The following is a 23,694-nucleotide window of genomic DNA, read 5'->3' as shown; positions in this document are numbered from 1 at the left end:
CGTAACGACGAGCGATCCATGGAGGCCGCATGACGTGCACCGTCCTCGCCAGCCTGTTGCCCACCTTGTCCGTGCAGGTCCACGCCTTCGCCTTCTGCGAGATCCAGACCGGCTGGCGGCTGGCGAAGAGCGCCTTGGCCGACGCGCTCCTCGTCCACTACGTCCTGGCGGGCTCCGGCTCGATCGTGGTCGCGGATCAGCCGCCGCTGCTCTTCGGCCAAAACAGCATGATCATCCTGCCCCGCGACGTCGATTACTCGATCGGGTCCGTGGACGCGGCCGGCACGGTGACGAGCGGCGAGGTGCGCCGGCTTCTTCCCAACGGCCTCGTCGCGTACACGGCGGGGGACGGGAGCCGGGACATCCTCCTGGCCTGCGGGTCGATCTCGGCGAGCTATGCGGGCTCGCTTGGCCTGTTCGACCGCCTGCACGGCGCACTGGCGGAGGACCTGTCGGCCGACGCCCGATTGCGCCACGCCTTCGCGTTCATGATCGAGGAGCTGGTCCGGCCCGGCCTCGGCACGCAGGAGGTGACGAGCGCGCTGATGAAGCAATGCCTGGCGATCCTGCTCCGCGTCCACCTGGAGGAGAAAGGGACCCGGTCGCCAATCTTCGAGGCCCTGCGCGATCCCCGGCTGGTGCCTGCCATCGCGGCGGTCATCGACACGCCCGGCGCGCCACACACCGTCGACAGCCTCGCCGCACTCTGCGGGCTGAGCCGGACCGGCTTCGCCGAGCGATTCTCCGCCACCTTCGACGAGGGGCCGATCGAGTTCCTGCAGCGGGCCCGCTTGCAGCTGGCCGCCAAGCTGCTGACGACGTCGCCGATGCCGGTGAAGGTCATCGCCGAGAGCGTCGGCTACGCCAGCCGCAGCTACTTCTCGCACGCCTTCAAGGCGGCCTATCGCTGCGATCCGAGCACGTACCGCCACCGCGCCGACCCCTTGGCCGCCGCCTCGGACCGGCTGCCGGAGGCAGGATCCGGCGTCGCGGGGCGGGTTGCCAGCGAGGAGTAGGGGCGGCAGCAAAAGCGCCGGATCTGGTATGAGCATCGAAAGCATCGTTATCGTCATCCCAGATCACTGTCGCAAATGCACCGTCCTCGCAAAAGCCGGTCGACGTGCGCTATCGTTCGAATCTGGTGCGGCGGAGTGGATGAGGCGCACCAGCCTCAGACATCGGACTATATGCGATCACATCCGGCGCAAGAATCGCCCGGATGCAGGGGATATTGCATTCTGGAGAAGCGTGAATGCGTGTTCCGCCGAACGATCTCCTTTGGGGATAGCCTCCCGAGGGAGGAGCCCCCGCTCCCGCCCGGTGGCGGCGACCCGCATCGATCCGTGAGGGCGGTCCTTCCCGCAGCTGGGCGCGGGTACGGCCGGGCTACTCGCCGTCACGCGCGTCCGCCTGGGCTGTCCATTCTCTCCATCCGACCTGCAAAAGGATGTTCCATGCCCCACCCGCACGCATCCGCTCCCCTCGCATCTGGCGAGCACAGCCTCGTCATCGATGGCGTAAGGCAGCATTTTCGGGTCGCGGGACACGGGCCTTGCTGCATCGTCCATGCGGGAGGCCCCGGCATCGACGCCGGCTACCTGCGGATGCCGCTCCTCGAACGGCATCTGACGATGGTGTACCTCGATCCCATCGGGACCGGAGCGTCGGGGCGCCTTCCGTCGCATCCGATGGGCTACACCGTCGACCGATTCGCCGATCAGGTGCTGGCCTTCGTGGAAGCGACCGGTCTCGACACCCCCTTCCTTCTCGGTCATTCCCACGGGGCCTTTGTCGTCCTGCAGGCAGCCCTGAAGCGGCCGGGGGCGACGAGCGGCCTCATCCTGCATGCCGGCGCGGCCTGGACCGGAGGCGATTTCATGGCGGCTGCGAGCGCCGAGATCGACCGGTTCGTCGACAGAAACGTCGGAACCCGCGAGGCGGAGGAGGTCCGGAAGGCCTGGGCGGCACTGCCCGAAATCCGCAGCGACGAGGATTACACGGCGGTTCTGCGCGGCCTCCTGCCGGCCTACGTCTCGGATCACCGGCGATGCAGGGACGTCCTCGACGTACTGAGATCGCAGCTTTGCGCGACGATGCTGGTCGGCGATCGAACGCCATTCGACGTTCGCGACGCCTTGCCGGGCCTCGCAGTTCCCACCCTCGTCCTGGCGGGAGCCGCCGATTTCATCCTGGGACCGCGGCACGCGGTGATCCTGGCCGGGACGCTTCCCCATGCCCGGCTCGTCACCTTCGGGAGCAGCGGCCATTTCGCCCATCTCGAGGAGCCGGATGCCTTCGCGGACGCGGTCATCCGCTTCACGCAGGACCCGGGTTCAGGCTTGCCCTGAGGGGTACCCTGCGCCTCACGGTCGCCCCGGCTTCCGGCCGGCGGCCTCAAGGATGAGGTCCGCGATGGCCTGCGGCTGAGAGATCAGGGACAGGTGGCTCGCCTTCAGCTCCACCGTCTTCGCGTTCATGCGCTTGGCCATGAACCGTTCGAGGTCCGGGTCGATCGTCCGGTCGTCGGTCGAGACGGCGTAGTAGCTCGGCTTCGACCGCCAGGCCGCCTGGGTCGTCCGGCCGGTCAGTAGTGCCTTCCGGAACGGCTGCTGGACCGCGAACAGCACCCTGGCCCTGTCCGGGGGCAGGTCGCCCGCGAAGTCCCGTAGGAAGGCCGCCTCGGTCAGCCGGCCCTCGTCGCCGTCGAACACGATCCCGGCCGAGGCCGGCGGCGTCGGGTAGGTCCCGGCGAGTGCCGCGTAGTCCTCGCCCGCGTCCGGGGCCCGGGCGGCGACGTAGACGAGCGCGCCGACCTTCGGGTCGGCGCCGACCTCGGTCACGATCATGCCCGAGAACGAGTGCCCGACGAGAACGGTCGGCCCCTCCTGCCGGGCGAGCACGCGCCGAGCGGACGCGACCGCCTCCTCCAGCGTGGTCAACGGGTTCTGCACGGAGGTGACGTCGAGGCCGGCCGCCTGCAGCCTCGGGATCACCTCCGACCAGCACGAGCCGTCGGCGAAGAGCCCGTGCACGAGCACGACGCTGCGGGCCCGGGGCGGCGCCTGTCCAGACGCCGTGCCGGGAAGCAGCGCCGCCGCCGCGGCCGCCACGAGGGCCTGGTTCATGGATCGACGTGTCGGCATGATGCGCGTCTCCGTTCGGGGGCTCCGGCGACCGAGAGGCCGGCCCGATCGTCGTGGCGGAATCGTCATGGCGGAAAGGGTACACCCGTCAGCCGCGCGCAGGCGTCCAGGAGCGTGTCCTGGCACCCCTCGTCCCGCGTGAGCGGGTCCGGCTCGCGCAGCGCCCGGTGGTAGAAGTACCGTCCCGTCGAGCGAGCGAGGGGCTCGTCGGCGACGGCGAGCCAGGCCTGGGTGAGGTGGGCCTGGGCCAAGTCGTCCGGTGCGCCCGGACCCCCCATCCGCGTCGGGACCCATCCCGGCTCGAGCGCGTTCGCCCGCACGTCCGGCCACCGGCGCGCCACCCCGAAGGCGAGCGCCACGTCGAGGAACTTGCTCTCGGCGTAGGCCTGCAACCCGTTCCAGCGCCGCCGCTCCCATTGAAGGTCGTCCATGTCCGGCCGCCCCCCGGGATGCATGCCGGAGCTCAGGTAGACGAGCCGGTCGGGGCGCTCGATCAGGGCAGTCAGGAGGTAGGGGGCGAGCACGTTGATCGCGAAGAGGTGGGACAGCCCGTCCGCGGTCGGGATCCGGCGGGGCTCGCGGTAGCCGATCCCGACATTGTGGATGACGGCGTCGAAGCGACCGGTCGCGTTCGCCTGCGCGGCGACCGCCCTCATCCCGGCAATCGTCACGACGTCGCCGGTCAGGACGCCAGCCGCCTCCGGCAGCGCCCGGCGGGCCGCTTCGCCGCGCGCGTCGCTGCGGGCATGCAGCACGACCTCGTGCCCGCTACGGGCGAGGTGCTGACCCGCCATGAGGCCGAGCCCGTCCGCGGACCCGGTGATGAGGATGCGTGCCACGGTCAGTCCTCCAGCAGTGCTTCGGCGAGGATCGGCGTCGAGCGCAGCCGCTTGCCCGTCGCGTGCCAGACCGCGTCCGAGATGGCCGCGGCGACCCCGGTGATCCCGATCTCGCCGACGCCCTTCACCCCGGCTGGGTTGATGAACGGGTCGGGGTCGTCGAGAAACGTGACGTCGATCACCGGCACGTCGAGGTTCACCGGGATCATGTATTCGGCCAGGTTCGTGTTGGTGAAGCGGCCGAAGCGCCGGTCCATGTGGGTCGCCTCGAACAGCGCCTGGCTCATCCCCCAGGTGATGCCACCGATCAGCTGGCTCTCTGCGAGCTTCGGATTGAGGATGCGGCCGCAGGCGTAGACCCCGGTGAGCTGCCGCACGCGGATCATCCCGAGATCGGGATCGACCGCCACCCTGGCGAAGATCGCGCCGAAGCTGTGCATCCCGCGCGGTCCGGCATGCGCGTCGCGCTCGGGCTCGCCTGTGCGGACCTGGCCCGGGCCGCCGGGGTCGAAGCGGCCCTCGCACGACAGCTCCGTCAGGCCCGCACGACGCAGCACCGCCGCCACCGTCTCGCTCGCGCCGTCGCGGGCGACGATGCGGTTGTCCTCCAGCCTCAGGTCGTCCGTGCCGCGGCCATGGAACGGGCCGTCCTCCTGGCCGGCGGCCATCCCCAAGAGCCGCACCGTGAGGTCGCGCGCCGCCTCCATCACGGCCGGGGCGAGCGATCCCGTCAGGGAGGCGCCCGCCTGCATCGGGGCCTCGGGCAGCCCGGTATCGCCGATCAGCGCCCGCACCGCGTCAATCGGCAACGCGAGGGCGTCGGCCGCGAGCTGGCGCATGAAGGTCGCGGTGCCGGTGCCGATATCGGTCGCACTGGCGGCGACATGCGCGGTGCCCCCCGCCGTGATCGTCACGCGCGCCCGGGCGGGCTGGCGATAGACCGTGTGCGAGGCGCTCGCCATGCCGATGCCGATCAGGAGGCCGTCCTCGCGCATCGTGCGCGGTTCGGGACGACGCTGAGGCCAGCCGAACCGCTCCGCCCCGACGCGGTAGCACTCCTTGAGCCGCTTGCTCGACCAGGGCGAGCCGTCGACCGGATAGGCGTCCGCGTGGTTGCGCAGGCGTACGTCGATCGGATCGATGCCGAGCTCGGCCGCGAGTTCGTTCAAGGCGCATTCCTGCACCAGCATGCCGGGCGCCTCGCCGGGGGCCCGCATAAAGGTGGGCGCCATCACGTTGGCCCGCCTGAGCCGGCAGCGCGTCTCCAGAGCCGGCAGGTCGTACAGGAAGGTGAATGGGTACCAGCTCGGCTCGACCCAGTCCTCCCAGGCGGGGGTGGCCGAGAGCTTGGTCACCGCTGCGCCGACGAGTCTCCCATCGCGCGTCGCGCCGAGCGCCAGGTCGATACGCTGCTCCTCGCGGAAGCCGACCGAGGTGTACATCTGCGCGCGGCTGAGCACGAGCCGAACGGGCCGGCCGACCTCCCGGGCTGCCAGGGCGGCCAGCCAGCTGTGCGACCAGACCGGTCCCTTGCAGCCGAAGCCGCCGCCGACGTAAGCAGCCACCACCCGGACGTTCTCGCGCGGCAGGCCCAGCACCTTGGCGAGGCCGTTGCGGTGATTGGCGACGTGCTGGCTCGTCTCGTAGAGCGTCAGCCGGTCGCCATCCTCCCAGACCGCGACGGAGGCGGCAGGCTCCATCGGGTTGTGGTGGTTGTAGGCGAGCGTCCAGCGGCCTTCGATCGTCACCTCGGCGTGTGAGAGCGCGGCCGCCGCGTCCCCGCGCCTGACCGCGCCCGGGAGATGGCCGGCGAGGAAGCCGAGCCAGACCTGCTCGGGCTCGTGCCATGCCTCGCCGGAGAGATCGGCGTCGCCCTCGAAGCCGACGCACGGCACGTCCTCGTCGAACGCGTAGCGGACGATCGCGGCGGCGTGCCTGGCCGCTTCGAGGGTCTCGGCCAGAACCAGCCCGATCGGCTGGCCGGCATAGTGGATCGTCGCGTCCGCCATCGGCACGAAGGCGGAGCCGTACATGATGTCCCAGTCGGGCTGCTCGGGCGGGCTCGCGAGACGCGGCATCGTTCCGGGCGTGAATACCCTCACGACGCCTGGCACCGCCGCGGCGGCGGTTGTGTCGGCCGAGCGGATCGTGCCGCGCGCGATCGGGCTCGATACCAGTACGGCATGGAGCAGGCCGGGCAGGGCGACGTCACCCGTGTAGGTGACCGCGCCGGAGACCTTCAGCCCGGCTTCGGTGCGGGGGATCGGACGGCCGGTGAATGGACGAGCTTCGAGGGTCACGCGCGCACCTCCGCATGGCGGTCGGCGAGGGTCCGCAGCGCGCGGCCGATCGCCGCCCGCGCCTGCGGAAGCTTGTAGGCATTGCCGGGCTGCGGGCGAGCCCCGTCGAGCGCCGCCTCGACAAGGCGGACGAGCGCCCGCGCGTCGTCGGGACGGCGGCCGGCGAGCAGCGCGGCCGCCGGCTCGACCCGCCACGGAGCCGCGGCGAGGCCGCCGAGCGCGAGGCGCGCATCCCGGATCGTGCCGTCCCCGGCGAACTCGGCCGCGACGGCGACCGAGACCGAGGCATACTCGTATGAGCTGCGGTCCCGCACCTTCAGGTAGTGCGACCGGCGGCTCAATGGGCCGATCGGCAGCGTCACGCCGGTGACGATCTCGCCCGCACCGACCACCGTCTCGATCTCGGGTGTCCCGCCCGGAAGGAGGTGGAGCCCGGCCGCGGCCACGCTGCGCGCCCCGCTCGGGCCGTCGAGATGGACTACGCCGTCGAGCGCCGCCAGCATGACGGCGAAATCCCCGGGATAGTTCGCGATGCAGTGCTCCGAGGTGCCGAGCACCGCCAGGTTGCGGTTCTCGCCGCCGATCGCGCTGCACCCGGTACCGGGAACGCGCTTGTTGCAGGGAAAATGCCAGTCGCGGAAGTAGACACAGCGCGTGCGCTGAAGGAGGTTGCCGCCGATTGACGCCATGTTGCGCAGTTGACCGGAGGCGGCAACCAGCAGCGACTCCGACAGGCCCGGCGCCTGCTCGCGCACCGCCGGATGACAAGCGACATCACTCATCCGGGCGAGCGCGCCGATCTCGAGCGCGTCCTCCGTCCGCGCGATCACGTCCAGGCTGGGCAGGCGGTTGACGTCGATCAGGAGGGCGGGCTGCACGACGCCCGACTTCATCAGGTCGACGAGCGTCGTGCCGCCGGCGAGGAAGCGCGCGCCGGGATGCTCGCGGGCGAGGCGCAGCGCCTCGTCGCGCGTGCGCGGCTCGACGTAGCCGAAGGGCTGCATGACGATCCTCCTCAGGCGTCCTCGGCCGCCGCAACCTCGCGGATTGCCGCGACGATGTTCTGGTAGGCGGCGCAGCGGCACAGGTTGCCGCTCATCCGCTCGCGGATCTCGCGCTCGTCGAGGTCGGGCCGGCCTGCGAAGCGGCGCGCCGGGTCGGTCGCGGCGCTCGGGCGGCCCTGGTCGACCTCGGCCAGCATCGCCACGGCCGATACCACCTGGCCGGGCGTGCAGTAGCCGCATTGGAGCGCGTCGTGCTCGGCGAAGGCGCGCTGCATCGGGTGAAGGACGCTGTCGCCGCCGGCGAGCCCCTCGATCGTGGTGATCGCCCGGTCGCGCACCGACAGCGCCAGGGTGAGGCAGGACAGGACGCGCCGTCCGTCGACCAACACAGTGCAGGCGCCGCAGGCGCCGTGATCGCAGCCCTTCTTGGTGCCGGTGAGGCCGGCCCGCTCGCGGAGGGCGTCGAGCAGCGTCGTCCAGGGCTCGACGACGAGAGGACGATCCGCCCCGTTGACGCGCAGCCGCAGCGGCACGGCGGTGAGGGGATCGTGGACCGCGAAGGTCGGTCCGGGCACCGCAGATGGCTCCAGCGGATCGGTCGGTGCAGGTGTGGGGGCCGTGTCGGTCGCCATGTCCTTCTCCCGTGGCCTGCGCCGCCGTTGGCGGCCGGTTCGTGTCGAGGGCGCCCGTCACCAGGGAAGCGGCGCGCCGAACCGGTCGACGTAGCGCAGGCCCGCGCGGCCCCGGTTCGCCTCGATCATGTCGACGACGCGCGGGATGCTCTCCTCGATCGAGAGCAGCGCGTCGCTGCCGCCCATCTCGGTCCGCACCCAGCCCGGGGCGACCAGCAGCACCGCGTGCCCGTCATCGGCGTGCTTGGCCGCGTAGCCCTTCATCAGCATGTTGAGCGCGGCCTTGCTGGAGGAATAGAGCTGCCACCCGCCCGTGGCGTTCGCGATGCTGCCGAGTTCCGAGGTCATGATCGCGACGGTGCCCCCGGCCAGCACCAGGTCGCGCAAAAGTTCGGCCGCGCGCACGGGCGAGAACGCGTTGGTCAGCATCATGTCGAGGAAGTCCGCCTCGCTCGCGCTGGCCGGGCTCGCCTCGATGGCCCGCGCGATGCCGGCGTTGACGAACAGTACGTCGACGCGCCGTCCGTCGAGCCGCCGGCGGAGTGCCTGGACAGTGGCGGCTTGGTTGATGTCGACGCTCTCGACCTCGAGGCTGCCGGGAAAGCGGGCTGTCAGCGCGTCGAGGCCTGCGGAGTGACCGCGCGCCGTGGCGATCACGCGCGAGCCGCGCCCGAGCCATTCCTCCGCGAGCGCGAGGCCGAGGCCGCGCGAGGCGCCGACGACGAGTGCCGTTGCGTGCTGTGTCATGCGAAGCTCCTACGGATCTGCTGCCGATTCCATGGCGCACCAACTCTTCCGAGATGAGCGCCGATCTGTCAGAACAATCCGGACCTGAAGTCATGGAACGATCCGGAGTCATGGCTCCATGCCCTACGATGGCCGGCTGCTGGCCGGCGTGACGGTGCTCATGGCGGTGGTCGAGGCCGGGACCATGACCCGGGCCGCCGAGGCGCTCGGGCTGACCCAGTCGGGCGTGGGGCGCGCCATCCAGCGGCTGGAGGCCCGCCTCGGCGTACGCCTCCTCGACCGCACCACCCGGACCCTGCGGCTCACCGACGAGGGGCGGCTTTTCTGGGAGCGGGTCGGGCCGCTCCTCGACGGCATCGAGGCGGCGGCGCTCGACGCGGCGGGCAGTGCCCGAACGGTGCGCGGGCGCCTGAGAGTCAACGTCGATCCCTTCTTCTCGCGACTGGTCCTGTCGCGCGAGCTGGCGCGCTTCCTCGATGCCCACCGCGAATTGCGGCTCGAACTCATCATGCGCGACCAGATCGGCGACCTCGTCGCCGACGGCTTCGACATGGCGTTGCGCTTCGGCGAGCCGCCGGTCGTGGGGTTTTCCGCCCGCAAGCTCCTGGAGACCCGGATCCTGACGGTCGCCTCGCCCGCCTACCTCGCGGCGCACGGCCGCCCGGCGCATCCGCGCGATCTCCTCGATCACGCCTGCATCGACTACCAGGACCCGCTCACCGGACGCCCGTTCGCATGGGAGTTCCGCCGCAGCGACGAGGTGCTGCCGGTGCGCCAGCCGGCGCGGCTGATGGTGTCGGACGTCGAGACGATGATCGGTGCTTGTTGCGAAGGGGCGGGCATCGCCCAGGTCATGCAACTCGGCACCCGGCACATCCTCGCCCAGGGCCGGCTCGTCGAGATCTTCCCGGACTGGCCGGGCGAGACCTTCCCCCTCTACGCGATCTACCCGTCGCGGCAGCACCGGGCCGCCAAGGTCCGGGTGTTCACGGAATGGTGCCTGACGCTGCTCGGCGGGGAGACCGAGCTCGATGCGGCCGCGACGCGCTGACGGATGTCTAGAACGCCGCCTTGCCGAGCGAGGCGCCGCCATCGACGTGGAGCGTCTGGCCAGTCATGAACGCCGCCCCGTCCGACATCAGGAAGGCGATGGCCGCGGCGATCTCGTCGGGCCGGCCGAACCGCCCCATCGGCACGCCGGCGAGGTAGCGCCGCTCGCCTTCGCTGCCCGGCGGGTTGTTGGCGCGGAACAGCTCCGTCTCGGTCGGACCCGGCGCCACCGCGTTGACGGTGATCCGGGTCGCGGCGAGTTCGAGCGCCCAGGAGCGGGTGAAGCTGACGAGCGCCGCCTTCGCGGCCGCATAAGCCGTGCGCTCGACGCTGCCGAGGATTGTCAGGCTCGCGATGTTGACGATCCGGCCAAAGCCGCGCTGCCGCATCCCCGGCAGGGCCGCCTGCACCGCCTGGAGCGCCGGGTGGAGGTTGACGCGCAGCACCTCGTCGAGCGCCGAGAGTTCGACCGCGCCGAGCCGCTGCGGCCGCACCAGGCCGACATTGTTGACCACGCCGTCGAAGGCGTGGCGCTGCGACAGGTCGGCGAGGATCGCCGCGGTCGCGGCGTCGTCGGCGAGGTCGGCCGCCACCAGCGTGCCGGGAAAGCCCGAGGATGAGTGGCGCGCGAGGCCGACGACGTGATGGCCGTCGCCCGCGAGACGGTGCGCGAGGGCGAGCCCGATGCCCTTGCTGGCACCGGTGACGAGGAAGGTCCGGGACATCTCAGGTTTCCTTCTTGCGGGAGCGCCCGGCCGCCCCTTGCGGCCCGGGCGCGAGGGGTCAGGCGGCAACGGCGAGGGCGCTGCGGAGCACCGGCAGCATGTCCTCGGGCTCGGGCCGGCGGGTGTAGTCCGGGTTCACCTCAGCGTAGAGGATCGTCCCGTCCTGCCCGATCACGAAGCGTCCGGGCATCGGCAGGGTCCAGCTCGCGTCGCCGTTGAACGCCGGCAGGTCGTTCTTGAGGCTCTTGTAGAGGTCGACCAGATAGTCGGGCAGCGCGAAGCGCAGGCCGAAGGCGGCGGCGACGGCGTTGTGCGGGTCCGACAGGATCGGGAAACCGAGCCCGTTCTGACGGACCGATTTCCGGCTGTTAGCTCCAGTCTGCGGCGAGATCGCCATGAGGCTCGCCCCGAGCTTCAGGAACTCTGGCAGCACCTCCTGCAGTGCCTGCAGCTCCATGTTGCAGTAGGGGCACCACACCCCTCGGTAGAAGCTGATCACCAGCGGCCCGCGGGCCAGCAGGTCGGCGGAGGCGATGGGCCGGCCCTCCGGGTCGTCGAGGGTGAAGGCGGGTGCCCGGTCGCCGGCCTTCAGGGCGCGGGCAGCCGCGCCCGAGGCGATCAGCTCCGCGGTGGCCCGGTGCATCGTCGCGATCACCGAGGGCGGAACGTTGTAGGGCGGCTTGCCGGCCTGGAAGTCGGCCTTGAATGCGTCGAGCTTGGCTTGAAGAGTCATGGATCGGCTCCTGGACGAAGGGTTGGGGCACCAGCCATCCGCGTCGGGCTCAGGGCAGCTGCGGAGAGGCCTGCGGAGAGAGGACGGATCCCGGTCAGGCCTGCGGGACGAGGGCGTTCACCCGCTCGACCGCGCGCTGCACGGCGGGACGCGCCGCCACGGCCTCGTACCAGCGGGCGACGTGCGGGGTGTCGTCGAGGCCGACGCCCGCGAAGTCGCGCCGCCACAGCCAGCCGAAATGCGCGATGTCGGCCACCGTGAACGCGTCGCCGGCGACGAAGCGGCGCTCGGCCAGGACGCCGTCGAGCACGGCCAGCGTCCGTCTGGCCTCGGCCGTGAAGCGCGCGATGGCGAGCGGCTGCGGCTCGGCGGCCTGACGCTGGAAGAAGCCGGCCTGACCGAAGGCCGGCCCGAGCCCGGAGGCGTGGAAGAACAGCTGCTCGAACACCCGCGCCCGGCCCTCGCCGGCGGCCGGCAAGAGCCGGCCGCTCGTCTCGGCGAGGTAGACCAGGATCGCGGCGGACTCGGTCAGGACCAGACGGCCCCCGGCCGCCGCGGGATCGACCAGGACCGGCACCTTCGCGTTGGCGTTCAACGCGATGAAGTCCGGCGCCTTCTGCTCGCCGCGGCGCACGTTCACGCCGTGCAGGTGGTAGGGGAGACCGAGTTCCTCCAGCGCGATCGGCACCTTGATGCTGTTGGGCGTGGCGAAGGCGTAGACCTCGAACATGGCAGCCGGGCTCCGGACGGGCCACCGCGGCGTCGCGGCGGGAACGGTCACCGTGATGCGCCTCGGGCGATGGACAGGGCAGCCGGCCCGAGGCGATAACGCTCATTCCCAGGAGGAATGACCTGCCAGGAGAATCGACGTGGACCGCTACCAGGCAATGGCCACCTTCGTGCGGGTGGTCGAGGCCGGCTCGTTCTCGGGGGCCGCGCGGCTCCTCAACGTCGGCCAGCCCGCCGTCTCGAAGACGATCGCGCAACTGGAGAACCGGCTTCAGGTCAGCCTGCTCCTCCGCTCGACCCACGGCCTGAGCCCGACGGAAGCTGGCCTGCGCTTCTACGAGCGGGCGCGGGCGGCCATCGCCGAAGCCGACGAGGCTGAACTCGCCGCCCGCGGCGCGGGAGCCGGGCTCGCGGGCCGTCTGCGGGTGTCCGCGGCAACCACCTTCGCTCGGCTCCACGTGGTCCCGATGCTGCCGCGCTTCCTCGACCAGCATCCCGACCTCGACATCGAGGTCATCCTCGACGACCGGGTGATCGACCTCATGAGCGAGGGGGTCGACCTGTCCCTGCGCATGGGGGCACTGCCGGATTCCGCTGCCGTGGCGCGCCGGCTCGCGACCGGCGCGCGCTCGGTGCTCGCCACCCCCGGCTACCTCGCCCGGGCGGGCGAGCCGCACGCGCCCGCGGATCTCGCCGAGCACGAGGCGGTGATCTACAGCCAGCAGCCCGAGATCTGGGCCTTCACCCGAGAGGGCACCGAGGTCTCGGTGGCGGTGCGCGGGCGCGTGCGGGTCAGCGCGGCCGAGGGCCTGCGCGCGGCGGTCCTCGCTGACATCGGCCTCACCATCGCGTCCGACTGGATGTTCGCCCCCGAGCTCGCGAGCGGCGCGGTACGGCGGCTGCTCCTGCCCTGGAGCCTGCCCGCCATCGACCTGTGGGCGGTGTTCCCCACCGGGCGCATGGCCAGCACCAAGGCGCGCCTCTTCGCCGGCTTCGTCGAAGCGGTGATGGCGGACGCGGAGGCCCATTCCGCGCCGGCATAGGCCTTATCGCTCCGCGCCGTCATCCGTCTCCGGGTGTAAGCCCTTAACTCGTCCTCACGCCGACCGGACCAGGGCCGGCACGACAACGAGGACCGCACCCATGGCCCGCTTCGACAGCTACCGCGACGCCTTCCCCAATGCCCGCCTGACCCGCAAGCCGAACGGCGTTCTGGAGGTCGTGCTGCACAGCGAGGGCGGCAAGCTCGTCTTCGACGGCCACACCCACGAGCAATTCGTCGACCTGTTCCACGCCATCGGCGAGGACCGCGACACCCGCGCGGTAATCCTGACCGGATCGGGCGACGCGTTCATGGACGCGATCAGCCCGGAGGGCTTCGACTTCTTCACGCCCCAGGGCTACGACAAGATTTTTCGCGAAGGCCGCAAGGTGCTCGGCAACATCCTCGACATCGAGGTGCCGATGATCACCGCGCTCAACGGCCCGGTGCTGCTGCATAGCGAGTACGCGCTCCTGACCGACATCATCCTGGCGACGCCCGAGACGGTGTTCCAGGATAAGCCGCACTTCGAGTTCGGCATCGTGCCGGGCGACGGGATGCATATCCTGTGGCCGGAGGTGATCGGCTCGATCCGCGGGCGGTACTTCCTGCTGACGCGGCAGATCCTCGATGCGCGGACCGCCCAGGATTGGGGCGTCGTCAACGAGATCGTCCCGCGGGACCGGCTGCTGGCGCGGGCGCACGAGATCGCCGACGGCATCGCCGCGCTGCCGCCGCTCACCGGACGCTACACCCGGATCGCGCTGACGCAGCGCCTGCGCCGGCTCGTCGAGGAGGGCACCGGCTACGGCCTGGCGCTCGAGGGCATCAGCGCCGCCGACGTGGCGAGGCGCATGGCCGCCCAGGCCTGACGCTCGCCCGTTCGGAACCGTTCTGGGGTTCTTGCAGCCGCCGTTTCATACCCTCGCGCCTTCGAACAGGTCTGTTCGAGGGTGCGACGTTGTCATGCCCATGACGTGTCCGGCTGTTCGATCGCCCGAGAAACGATCGTCTCGAGTCGAACGGCGCACCGGCTCCTACGCGTACGCGACGATGGCACCCAGGGATGCGCGAATGCGCGGCGTCGCGAAGTCGAGGAACGCCCGCAGCTTGAGCGGAAGGCGTCCACGCCCGACATGGACGACGCTGACCGGGACTGGGTCGAGCTCGAACGACCGCAGCACGAGGACCTGCCGCCCGGCGGCGACCAGGGGGGCCGCTTGGTAAGACAGCACCTGGGTGAGGCCGACGCCGGCCGCCGCCGCGTCGAGGGCTGCCTCCGCCGTGTTGACGTGCAGGCGCGAGCGCACCCGGACGGCCTGGACGGCCGTCCTGTCGGGCGTGGCGAAATGCCAGGCCGGACCGGCGGCCAGGTCGCTGAAGGTCACGCACGGCATCTCGGCGAGGTCGGCCAGCGTGCGGGGCGTTCCGTGGGCGGCGAGGAAGGTCGGGCAGCCGCAGACCACGCGGGTGACCGTGCCCAGCTGCGCCGTCACCAGGTCGCTGTCCGGCAGGTGCGAGATGCGGACAGCCAGGTCGACGTGATCCTCCACCAGGTCCAGGGCCCGGTCGGTCAGGACGAAGCGCACGGTGATGTCGGGGAACCGGGACAGGAAGGCGGTGACCACCGGCAGGACGTGGAGGCGCCCCAGGACCAGCGGGGCCGTCATCGTCAACTCGCCGCGGGGCTCGGTGTACTCGCCCTTCACCGCGCGCTCGGTCTCCTCGACCTCGCCGAGCAGGCGCCGGCACGCCTCGATGTAGGCGGCCCCCGCATCGGTCGGCGTGAGCTTCCGGGTGGTGCGGACGAGGAGCCGGGCCCCGAGATGGGCTTCCAGATCGGCGATCTTGCGGCTGACGCTCGGCAGCGGGATGCCGAGCTTGCGCCCGGCGGCCGACAGGCTCCCCGTGTCCACGGCCGCAACCAGGAGCGTCATAGCCTCCAGCCGATCCATAGCGTTCTCTCATTTCCGGCAACAGTCATTCTCGGATAAGCCTGATTATACCGAGCGGTGCAAGCCGGTATGCAGTACCGACGGTGTGCAGCACAGGCTGCAACGCCCGCACCGGAGGGCAAACGATGACCCGGATCACCTATCGCACCGCCTACGTCGACGGCGCCTCGATCTTCTACCGGGAGGCCGGCGACCCCGCGAAGCCGGCGCTCCTGCTGCTGCACGGCTTCCCCTCGTCCGGCCACATGTTCCGCGACCTGATCCCTCTGCTCGCGGACCGCTTCCATCTCGTCGCCCCCGACCTGCCGGGCTTCGGCCTGTCGGAGGTCAAGCCGCGCGATAGCTTCACCTACACCTTCGACGCCCTCGCGAAGGTCATCGGCCGCTTCACGGAGGTGGTGCGGCTGAAGACCTACGCGCTCTACGTCTTCGACTACGGCGCACCCACCGGCTTTCGCGTGGCCATGGCGCACCCGGAGCGGGTGACCGCCCTCATCTCGCAGAACGGCAACGCCTACGAGGAGGGGCTGAGCGAGGGTTGGAATCCGATCCAGCGTTACTGGCAGGACCGAAGCGATGCCAACCGGCAGGCCCTGCGCGAATTGCTGACCCCTGCCTCGATCCGCTGGCAGTACGAGCACGGCGTGCCCGACACGTCGCTGGTCTCGCCGGATGGGAGCGCCCTCGACGCCTGGTACATCCAGCGGCCGGAGGTCGACGAGATCCAGCTCGACCTGTTCGGCGACTACGCCAGCAACGTGGCGCTCTACCCCGCCTTCCAGACCTATTTCCGCACGCACCGGCCGAGGTTGCTGGCGATCTGGGGCCGGAACGACCCGTTCTTCCTGCCGGCCGGCGCGGAGGCGTTCCGGCGCGACATCCCGGATGCGCAGGTCCGCTTCCTCGACACGGGGCACTTCGCCTTGGAAACGCATGCCGCTGTCATCGCGGAGGCCATCGCGGACTTCCTGCATGCCTGAAGACGATTGTCAGGACGGCGTAGCTCGCTCCATCCTGACTTTCCGCCGGTTCGGGCAAGACAATCGTCCCGGAAAGGACGCTTTCCGTTGAGCGTGCCAGGCGCGATCCGATGCCCCGCTGGGGGCTGGTAGTGAACGTGGGGCGGGGGCTCGGCGTGCCAGCCTACGTCCCCGTCGTTCTTCACCAACCGGACCGTGAGACCTTCCAAGGAGGCGAACCATGACGACAGGGACAATCCTTGCAGCCGCCACTGCCCTGATGCTTGGACAGAGCTCTCCGCAGCCGCTTCCCTCGATTGCGGCCACGACGACGTACCATCGCGTCGCGGTCGACGGTGTCGGCATCTTTTACCGCGAGGCCGGTCCACGGGACGCGCCCACTATCCTGCTACTGCACGGCTACCCGTCGTCGTCGCGGCAATGGGATACGCTGCTACCACTGCTCGCCGACCGCTACCACCTGATCGCCCCCGACTACCCGGGATTCGGTCAGAGCGACGCGCCATCGCCCGCGCAATACGCCTACACGTTCGACAACTTGGCGGCGACGATGGCGGGATTGGTCGCTCACCTCGGTCTCGAACGATACACGCTCTTCATGCAAGATTATGGAGGTCCGGTCGGCTTCCGCATGGCGATGGCCCGCCCCGAGCGGGTGAGCGCGCTGATCATCCAGAATGCCAACGCCTACACGGAGGGCCTCGGCGCCAAGTGGCAGGGCATCGCCCGGTACTGGGCCGATCCCACGTCCCATCCCGAGCAGGTCGACGCCTTTACCTCGCTCGAGGGTGCCAAGCAGCGCCACCTCGGGACGAGCCCCAATCCCGAGCGCTACAACCCGGACACATGGAGGGACGAGCACGCCATCCTGGGTCGCCCGGGCGAGCGGGAGATCCAGGCGGCACTCCTCTACGACTATCGCACGAACGTCGCATCCTATCCGGCCTGGCAAGCCTGGATGCGCAAGCATCCGCGGCCGGCCCTCATCCTCTGGGGGCGCTACGACCCCTCCTTCATCGTGCCAGGAGCAGAGGCCTATCTGCGTGATATGCCGAACGCGGAACTTCATCTCCTTGATGCCGGGCACTTCGCATTGGACGAGGCTACGGACGATGTCGCGCGACTGACTCGGGACTTCCTCGGCCGTATCACTGCCGCGGTACCGTGATCGGGCGACTGCTACTCGACCTTGAGCTCAGCAAGGATTCAATCAGGATGACGGCGACGCTGTCATCAGCATTCAACTTCAATGATTTTCGCCGACAGTTGTAACGTCCGCTCACAAGTGCCAAGCAGCTCATGTACTGCTGTACGCCGGAAGTCAGCATATGGCGCGATGCTGACACCTGGTGCCCACCACCGAGCAGCCGCCTTCCACCCCGAGCGGTCCTTCGCCCATCGCAGTCCATAATATGGTCAAGCTCGTTGGGTTTCGACCCGAGAGATCAGCGGGTAACCCGTCGATCCGCCCTGGGCAACCGACAAAAGGTTGAATTTGGTTTTCTGACCTCAGAGGTACAGACAAGGTACCTCGAAGCACACTCTCCCCCTCTGTGGATGATGGTTTAGAGCTCAAAACTTAGGGTCGGAAAAATCTATTTCTGGCTCTGAAAAATAGGTGGAAAATACAAGAGACCCCCCTCTACCGGGGGAGGGTCTTTTTTTATGGGAAGTGGCGGCGGCCTCTGACAGGCGTCCCCTGTAATCTCAGCCACAGGATTCTGGGTTTTTATTGACCCCACCCCTGGGGGGTCTCGATCGAAATGAATTTTTCGACCTCGCAGATCTCTCCAAGATACCTAGCCCGAGAAGTTCTCGAATAACTTCCGACAGGGACTCCTGTTCGGACCAGGACGCGTGCGCGCAAGAAAATGAGCGATCAAGAAAAAAACAAAATCGACGTTGACTTTGGAGGCAACGCCATTGATGTGCTCGGCATCCTCAAGAAAGAGCTGAGGGGGCTTGAGCAGAACCTGAAGCGCCTGAGCAGCATCGGCACCGCCATCACGGGCGTCCGCGGCAGGGCGAAAGGCGACGACGTGGGCGCCAGCGTCGGCGACCAGGTGGCCTTCAACCGCGTCGCGATGAAGTGCCTCCGGGACCGGATGTCCTTTGCATCGCGAATGGCACGGCAACGGGCTGGCGAGGAAGACGCTGCTGCACGAGCTGCACGGTCGGCCGGCTCCGAGGCAATGCGATCCCTGCGGCAGCGGAAGAGCTTCGCCGCCAGAACGACCCGCCAGCGTGAGGCAGAAGAAGAGGGAGCTGCACGGACTGAGGCCCGACGAGTCCGTGACCAGATCAAGCACCACCGCTTTCTGTTCGGCCTTCGGATGCGCCGCGAGCGAGCGGTTGCAGCGGAACGGCAGCGTGCGAACCATAACTAAGGCAAACTCCGATCCTTCACGGGAACGGAGATTCGAGGCGCACAGAATGCATGGTGTACGGACTTCGTGAACTCGTCTCTGAAAGCCGTTGGCCTGAAGGGTACTGGATCACGCGTCGCGAATTCGTTTCTTGGTTGGGGCCAGGGTGTCGATGCAAAGGACGCGCTCAGGGGCGACGTTCTGGTGGAACGCCCTGGCAAGGGCGTGAACGGGCAGGGTGGTCACGCGGGCCTCGCCACCGGCAACAAGCGCACCAACCCTCGCACCGGTGAACTCGAAATCGAAATGATTTCGGGAAACTATTCCAATTCGGTCGCGACAAGCTGGGAGCGTGCCTCCCGCCTTGCTGTCCGCCGGGCCAATGAAACCGGGGCGATGGCGAAGGAAGCGCTGACGCCGAAGGTCGATGGCATGATCGGTTCGGGATGGAAGCCGGGAGCCGGTGGCAAGATTCGATCCTCAAATTCAGGATAAATTCGAGTGCCGGGCCTCGCCTCCCAGGCCGCGCCGCTGGTGAATACGAACCCGGCCCAGCTTCATCCTGGTCGGGTACCGCGACGACGCACCGGATCGGGAGATTCCCTGATCGGAGGAGTTTCCTTCGACCCGCAAGAACCTCCCCGCCCTAGCCGGACCACCGGTCAGCCGCCTTCATCCTCCCTCCATAAGACCCGATCGTCGCCATGCCCGGGCAGCTCTCAGACGAACCACCGCCAGACATCTAGATGGGACCAGATCAAGGTTTCGAACAAAGGTGAGATGCTTGAGCCAATCCATTGGCCTAGGACAGAGGCAATCATGAGGTAAAAGGCAGTGATCAGGATGTCGGCATCAGGAATCATATCTTCTCTTTGCATGGAATGGCCCTGCCGGATGACGAGTTCCATATACGAAGGATCAAGCCTCTCTCTCCTGATGCAGGACCATGCCGCGCCTAGGTGGCCCGTGATCTTGACCCCGACGCCCGTCTGGCCGCCATCCGAGGGAGCCAAGCGAGACGCGGCAGGAACAGTGGGGTTTTCCGCAAATCTCAGTATGACCTCCGCATCCTGGCCGATCCCTTAGCGCCGCCGGGCTCGCCCTGGCTCCAGGATGCCGGTCTTCAGCCTTCTGGTAGGGCAGCGCGCCGACCACGATAGGACCTTGCAGGATGGAGCGACCACGAGCGTTGAAATGCTCATGCGAGCCCTCCCCGTCACCATCGTTTTTCGCCCGTCAGCGTGTTGCATCCGTGTTGCACGGAGCCGGCTGGACCCGATCGTAACCCATTGTAATCGCAGGGTTTGTGTTGCAGGCAGTCGCAACACGGACTTGCCAGGGAGCGGGCATGAAAAAACCCGCTAAGTCATTGACCGAGCGGGCATTTGAGTGGCGACCCCGGCAGGGCTCGAACCTGCGACCTGCCGCTTAGAAGGCGGCTGCTCTATCCAGCTGAGCTACGGAGTCTGGCCGGTCCGGGTGGTAGCAGGCCCCTCGCCGCCCGTCCATAAGGGAGTACCTGGTTCCGCAGGCAGGATCACCGCAGCGGCAGCAGGCGGATCCGGCGGTGCTCCGCGAGCCGCGACGGGGTGCCGAGCGCCTCGGCGAGCCCGAGCTGCTGCAGGGCGTCGAGCGCGGCGATCATCCGGACGTGGCTGGTCCGGGTGAGGTCGGAGGCGGCATCGACGTCGAGGGACGCGACGCCGTCGGGGTCGCGGCCGCAGGCACAGAGCAGCAGGTAGGTCTTCAGCGCGGCGAGGTGGAGGGCCTTGCGGCAGGTGAGGCCGTGCAGGGCGGCGATCGGGGCGCCGGGCTGCGTCCCGTGAACGAGGAAGGCCGCGGCAGCCGACGGGCGCAGGCCGGTCAGCCGGTAGGCGATCGTGCCGCCGGGGCGGTCGCCGTCAGTGATGACGAGGCCCCGGTCGAGGAGCGCCTTCTTGCCGTCGCAGATCAGCGGGTCGGAGAGGCCGGACACAGCGGCGATCCGCCCGTAGGACAGGAGGATCGGCGCCGGATCGCCGCCTGCGCCCTGGTTGACGACCAGGGTGAGGTAGAGCTTGAGCGCCGCGATCGAGCGGCCGAGATAGCCGGCGTCAGCCCGGAAGGCCCGCAGGCCCCCGTCATGGATCCAGTCCGCCGGCAGGGACACCACCCGCCCAGCCCGTGCCGGCGCCTCGGCCTCGGACGGCACGGTCGTCCGGGCGCGGGCCGGAGGCTGCGTCGGGTGGAGGAGTTCCGGATGCATCATGCGGGCGTCGGCGTCCCTGCGGGCTCGCGAGCGAGGCGGGCCGACCCGAGCCGGTGCCACGCTCCGGACGTGAGATCATCGGCGGTACGCTGCCGTTGTAAACGCCGCAATAGGACGTATGCTTCCGATAACGGCTCAGGCAGCGTGGCGGGCCGGATCGCGTCGCGGTGCCGGCGGCGCGGCCCGGGGATGGTCATCCCGCGGGACAGGCGGAGGCGGGCGACGGTGGGTTCCTCATGACGATACCGCCCGAGGAGGGTCTCGACGTCGAACTCGGGCTCGGCGGCTCGCTGCGGATCGGGCGGGCGCGCATCGCCGTCGCCGACGCCTCGGCGCTGCTGCGCGCCATCGTCCGCACCGGCTCGGTGCAGGGGGCGGCGACCGAGATCGGCCTGTCCTACCGCGCCGCCTGGGAGCGGGTCCGGACGCTCGAGGCCGAATTCGGCCACCCGCTGGTGCGCAAGACCCGCGGCCACGGCACCACGCTCACCGAGGCCGGCAGCGTCCTGCACGAGGCCCTGGCGGCGGCGGCCGAGGGCCTCGCCCTGCCGCTCGCCCGCGAGGCGCGCGTGATGCAGGCCCGCCTCGCCGCCCTGCGCGGCGGCCCGCGGCGCCTCGGCGTGGCGGCGAGCCACGATCCCCTGCTGATGGAGGTGCTGGGCCTGTGGGGCGGGGCCGAGATCGCCGTGATGGGCAGCCGGGACGCGGTGATCCGGCTCATGGACGGGCGCGCCGACGCGGCGGGCTTCCATTGCGGGGCGGTCGGTCCGGCGGCGGCCGGGCCGCCCTTCTCGGACCTCGTCGCCGATCCGGCCTTCCGGATCCGCCCGCTGTTCGAGCGCGAGCAGGGCCTGCTGGTCGCAGCCAACAACCCGCTCGGGCTCGGCGGTCCCGGGGACCTGCGCGCCACCAGGGCCCGCTTCGTCAACCGGCAGAAGGGTTCGGGCACCCGGGACTGGTTCGACCGGCTGCTGGCCGAGGCCGGGATCCGGCCGGACGAGATCGTCGGCTACGGGCTGGAGGAATTCACCCACCAGGCGGTGGCGGCGGTGATCGCCTCGGGGGCCGCCGATGCGGGTCTGGGGGCGCGCGCGGCGGCGGAGCGGTTCGGCCTCGGCTTCGTCCCGGTCGGCTGGGAGGTCTACGGCCTCGCCGCCAGCGCGTCGCTGCCGGGGGACGGGCTCGACCGGGTCGCGGCGCTGGTGGCCGAGCGGATCGGGCAGTTGCCGGGCTACCGCCTGCCAGGGTGACCGACGGGCCTGCGCGACGTCCGCCGGGGCCGATGGCCCGGCAGCCGGGCGGGGCCTTGGAGGATCGGCGCGCTTGATTCGACCGAAGGTCCGATCATCATGACGCAAGGGGCGTGCGACACCGCTCCCCGATGCCCACCCGGAGAGTGCCGCCATGACAGCTCCTTCGACGACAGCTCCTTCGACGACAGCCCCCTCGACGATCTACGACCACGGCCTCGACCGGAACCCGGCCAACCACCAGCCGCTCACCCCCCTCACCTTCCTGGAGCGGGCGGCGACGGTCTTCCCCGACCACGTTGCGGTGATCCACGGCGGGTTGCGGCGCAACTACCGCGACCTCTACGCCCGCTGCCGGCGCCTCGCCGCGGCGCTCGAGGCCCGGGGGATCGGGCGGGGCGACACGGTGGCGGTGATGCTCGCCAACACCCCGGCGATGATCGAGTGCCATTACGGGGTGCCGATGGCCGGCGCGGTGCTCAACACCCTCAACACCCGGCTCGACGCCGCGATCATCGCCTTCTGCCTCGACCACGGCGAGGCCAAGGTGGTGATCACCGACCGGGAATTCGCCCGCACCATGGGCCCGGCCCTGGCCCAGGCCGGGGTGACGCCGCTGGTGATCGACTACGACGATCCCGAATACGACGGCCCGGGCGAGCGCCTCGGCACGGTCGAGTACGAAGCCTTCCTCGCCGAAGGCGACCCCGCCCATCCCTGGGTCATGCCGGGCGACGAGTGGGACGCGATCACCCTCAACTACACGTCGGGCACCACCGGCGACCCGAAGGGCGTGGTCTACCACCATCGCGGCGCGTCGCTGCTCGCCGTCGGCAACGTGGTGGCGGGCAATCTCGGCCGGCACCCGGTCTATCTGTGGACCCTGCCGATGTTCCACTGCAACGGCTGGTGCTTCCCCTGGACGCTGTCGGTGGTGGCCGGCACCCATGTCTGCCTACGGCAGGTGCGGGCGAAAGCCATGTACGACGCCATCGCGGATCACGGCGTCACGCATCTGTGCGGCGCGCCGATCGTGATGTCGCTCCTCATCAACGCCCCGGAAGCCGAGCGGCGGGACCTGCCGCGGCGGGTCTCTTTCCTCACCGCGGCGGCGCCGCCGCCCGAGGCCGTGCTCGCCGGCATGGCCGAGGCCGGGTTCGACGTCACGCACGTCTACGGGCTGACCGAGACCTACGGCCCGGCGGTGGTGAACGAGTGGCACGCCGACTGGGACGCCCTGGGCAAGGACGAGAAGGCCGCCCGCAAGGCGCGCCAGGGGGTGCGCTACCCCCCGCTCGAAGCGCTCGACGTGCTCGATCCGGAGACGATGCAGCCGGTCCCGGCCGACGGCGAGACGCTCGGCGAGGTGATGTTCCGCGGCAACGTGGTGATGCGCGGCTACCTCAAGAACCCGACGGCGACCGAGGCCGCCTTCCGGGGCGGCTGGTTCCACTCGGGCGATCTCGGGGTGAAGCACCCGGACGGCTACATCCAGCTCAAGGACCGCTCGAAGGACATCATCATCTCGGGCGGCGAGAACATCTCGTCGATCGAGGTCGAGGAGGCCCTGTTCAAGCATCCGGCGGTGGCGGCCGCGGCGGTGGTGGCCAAGCCCGACGAGAAATGGGGCGAGACGCCGTGCGCCTTCGTCGAGCTGAAGGGCTCGGAGATGGTCTCGGCCGAGGAGCTGATCGGCTGGTGTCGCCAGTCGCTCGCCGGCTTCAAGGTGCCCCGGCACGTGGTCTTCACGGAACTGCCGAAGACCTCGACCGGCAAGGTGCAGAAATTCGTGCTGCGGGAGATGGCGAAGGCGTTGTGACGGGCGCCCCGTGACGGGGCTGCGGGGCATGCCGGCCGGGGGCTCGCCCTCCGGGGCCCCGCCGCTCGATCCGTCGTCGTTCAAGGTCAGGAGCCGCCGCGCCGAACGCTGACGCGGCGGCACTCAGGGGCG

22 protein-coding genes and 1 tRNA gene are annotated in these 23,694 nt (G+C 69.7%); 11 read left to right on the top strand and 12 right to left on the bottom strand.

Going from position 1 to position 23,694, the window contains the following annotated elements:
* Positions 1–29: 29 nt before the first annotated feature.
* Both BM430_RS09130 and BM430_RS09125 read left to right on the top strand, forming a co-directional pair.
* Positions 30–1,016: an AraC family transcriptional regulator gene (locus tag BM430_RS09130; RefSeq protein ID WP_093566942.1), complete on the top strand. Its 987-nt coding sequence runs from the start codon at positions 30–32 to the stop codon at positions 1,014–1,016.
* A 438-nt stretch (positions 1,017–1,454) separates the two neighbouring features.
* The gene (locus tag BM430_RS09125; protein ID WP_093566941.1) at positions 1,455–2,348 is read left to right on the top strand and encodes an alpha/beta fold hydrolase; all 894 of its coding nucleotides are present in this window, start codon (positions 1,455–1,457) and stop codon (positions 2,346–2,348) included.
* Positions 2,349–2,363: 15 nt separating this feature from the next.
* Here the strand turns inward: BM430_RS09125 and BM430_RS09120 are convergent, their stop codons facing one another.
* The 6 genes from BM430_RS09120 to BM430_RS09095 form a co-directional block, all read right to left on the bottom strand.
* Positions 2,364–3,143, bottom strand: a complete 780-nt coding sequence (locus BM430_RS09120; protein WP_093566940.1) for an alpha/beta fold hydrolase — start codon at positions 3,141–3,143, stop codon at positions 2,364–2,366.
* Between the two features lie 65 nt (positions 3,144–3,208).
* Positions 3,209–3,982 carry an SDR family NAD(P)-dependent oxidoreductase gene (locus tag BM430_RS09115; RefSeq protein WP_093566939.1) on the bottom strand — a complete coding sequence of 258 codons (774 nt, stop codon included), beginning with the start codon at positions 3,980–3,982 and terminating at the stop codon, positions 3,209–3,211.
* A gap of 2 nt (positions 3,983–3,984) precedes the next feature.
* Positions 3,985–6,282, bottom strand: a complete 2,298-nt coding sequence (locus BM430_RS09110) for a xanthine dehydrogenase family protein molybdopterin-binding subunit (RefSeq protein ID WP_093566938.1) — start codon at positions 6,280–6,282, stop codon at positions 3,985–3,987.
* Entirely contained in the window at positions 6,279–7,286 is a 1,008-nt protein-coding gene (locus tag BM430_RS09105; RefSeq protein WP_093566937.1) for an FAD binding domain-containing protein, read from the bottom strand. The genes BM430_RS09110 and BM430_RS09105 overlap by 4 nt, the downstream gene beginning before the upstream one ends.
* 11 nt (positions 7,287–7,297) lie before the next feature.
* Entirely contained in the window at positions 7,298–7,918 is a 621-nt protein-coding gene (locus tag BM430_RS09100; RefSeq protein WP_093566936.1) for a (2Fe-2S)-binding protein, read from the bottom strand.
* 57 nt (positions 7,919–7,975) lie between these two features.
* Positions 7,976–8,665, bottom strand: a complete 690-nt coding sequence (locus BM430_RS09095) for an SDR family NAD(P)-dependent oxidoreductase (protein ID WP_093566935.1) — start codon at positions 8,663–8,665, stop codon at positions 7,976–7,978.
* Positions 8,666–8,783: 118 nt separating this feature from the next.
* On the opposite strand from BM430_RS09095, the gene BM430_RS09090 reads away from it, so the two are divergent.
* Positions 8,784–9,716, top strand: coding sequence for a LysR family transcriptional regulator (locus BM430_RS09090; RefSeq protein ID WP_093566934.1), 933 nt, complete (start codon positions 8,784–8,786; stop codon positions 9,714–9,716).
* A 7-nt stretch (positions 9,717–9,723) separates the two neighbouring features.
* Here BM430_RS09090 and BM430_RS09085 read toward each other — a convergent pair whose 3' ends face one another.
* The 3 genes from BM430_RS09085 to BM430_RS09075 form a co-directional block, all read right to left on the bottom strand.
* The gene (locus tag BM430_RS09085) at positions 9,724–10,440 is read right to left on the bottom strand and encodes an SDR family oxidoreductase (RefSeq protein WP_093566933.1); all 717 of its coding nucleotides are present in this window, start codon (positions 10,438–10,440) and stop codon (positions 9,724–9,726) included.
* Between the two features lie 58 nt (positions 10,441–10,498).
* Positions 10,499–11,173, bottom strand: coding sequence for a peroxiredoxin-like family protein (locus tag BM430_RS09080; protein WP_093566932.1), 675 nt, complete (start codon positions 11,171–11,173; stop codon positions 10,499–10,501).
* 94 nt (positions 11,174–11,267) lie between these two features.
* Positions 11,268–11,903, bottom strand: coding sequence for a glutathione S-transferase family protein (locus BM430_RS09075; protein WP_093566931.1), 636 nt, complete (start codon positions 11,901–11,903; stop codon positions 11,268–11,270).
* A gap of 139 nt (positions 11,904–12,042) precedes the next feature.
* Here BM430_RS09075 and BM430_RS09070 point away from each other — a divergent pair, with 139 nt between their 5' ends.
* Complete coding sequence (locus BM430_RS09070; RefSeq protein WP_093566930.1) at positions 12,043–12,945, top strand: LysR family transcriptional regulator; 903 nt, start codon at positions 12,043–12,045, stop codon at positions 12,943–12,945.
* A 100-nt stretch (positions 12,946–13,045) separates the two neighbouring features.
* Positions 13,046–13,816 carry an enoyl-CoA hydratase/isomerase family protein gene (locus BM430_RS09065; protein ID WP_093566929.1) on the top strand — a complete coding sequence of 257 codons (771 nt, stop codon included), beginning with the start codon at positions 13,046–13,048 and terminating at the stop codon, positions 13,814–13,816.
* A gap of 165 nt (positions 13,817–13,981) precedes the next feature.
* On the opposite strand, the gene BM430_RS09060 is transcribed toward BM430_RS09065, so the two are convergent.
* Positions 13,982–14,899: a LysR family transcriptional regulator gene (locus BM430_RS09060; protein WP_060851045.1), complete on the bottom strand. Its 918-nt coding sequence runs from the start codon at positions 14,897–14,899 to the stop codon at positions 13,982–13,984.
* A 125-nt stretch (positions 14,900–15,024) separates the two neighbouring features.
* On the opposite strand from BM430_RS09060, the gene BM430_RS09055 reads away from it, so the two are divergent.
* The 4 genes from BM430_RS09055 to BM430_RS33865 all read left to right on the top strand — a co-directional run bounded on the left by BM430_RS09055 (position 15,025) and on the right by BM430_RS33865 (position 18,740).
* Positions 15,025–15,879 (top strand): alpha/beta fold hydrolase, encoded by an 855-nt coding sequence (locus BM430_RS09055; protein ID WP_093566928.1) that lies wholly within the window; start codon positions 15,025–15,027, stop codon positions 15,877–15,879.
* A 220-nt stretch (positions 15,880–16,099) separates the two neighbouring features.
* Entirely contained in the window at positions 16,100–17,047 is a 948-nt protein-coding gene (locus BM430_RS09050; RefSeq protein ID WP_093566927.1) for an alpha/beta fold hydrolase, read from the top strand.
* Positions 17,048–17,750: 703 nt separating this feature from the next.
* On the top strand, positions 17,751–18,266 hold the full coding sequence (locus BM430_RS09045) for a hypothetical protein (protein WP_093566926.1): 516 nt from the start codon (positions 17,751–17,753) through the stop codon (positions 18,264–18,266).
* 66 nt (positions 18,267–18,332) lie between these two features.
* The gene (locus BM430_RS33865; protein ID WP_143131982.1) at positions 18,333–18,740 is read left to right on the top strand and encodes a hypothetical protein; all 408 of its coding nucleotides are present in this window, start codon (positions 18,333–18,335) and stop codon (positions 18,738–18,740) included.
* An 895-nt stretch (positions 18,741–19,635) separates the two neighbouring features.
* On the opposite strand, the gene BM430_RS09035 is transcribed toward BM430_RS33865, so the two are convergent.
* Positions 19,636–19,712 (bottom strand) — tRNA-Arg (locus tag BM430_RS09035).
* A 70-nt stretch (positions 19,713–19,782) separates the two neighbouring features.
* Complete coding sequence (locus tag BM430_RS09030; protein WP_093566924.1) at positions 19,783–20,493, bottom strand: hypothetical protein; 711 nt, start codon at positions 20,491–20,493, stop codon at positions 19,783–19,785.
* Positions 20,494–20,729: 236 nt separating this feature from the next.
* On the opposite strand from BM430_RS09030, the gene BM430_RS09025 reads away from it, so the two are divergent.
* A complete protein-coding gene (locus tag BM430_RS09025; protein WP_093566923.1) occupies positions 20,730–21,743 on the top strand; it encodes a substrate-binding domain-containing protein in 1,014 nt (337 codons plus the stop codon).
* 154 nt (positions 21,744–21,897) lie between these two features.
* Positions 21,898–23,562, top strand: a complete 1,665-nt coding sequence (locus tag BM430_RS09020) for an acyl-CoA synthetase (RefSeq protein ID WP_093566922.1) — start codon at positions 21,898–21,900, stop codon at positions 23,560–23,562.
* Positions 23,563–23,694 lie beyond the last annotated feature (132 nt).

The organism is Methylobacterium sp. 174MFSha1.1, from assembly GCF_900116815.1.
Taxonomy (GTDB): domain Bacteria; phylum Pseudomonadota; class Alphaproteobacteria; order Rhizobiales; family Beijerinckiaceae; genus Methylobacterium.
Note: the sequence above shows the minus strand (reverse complement) of the source record. Positions and strands in the feature narration are given on the sequence as shown.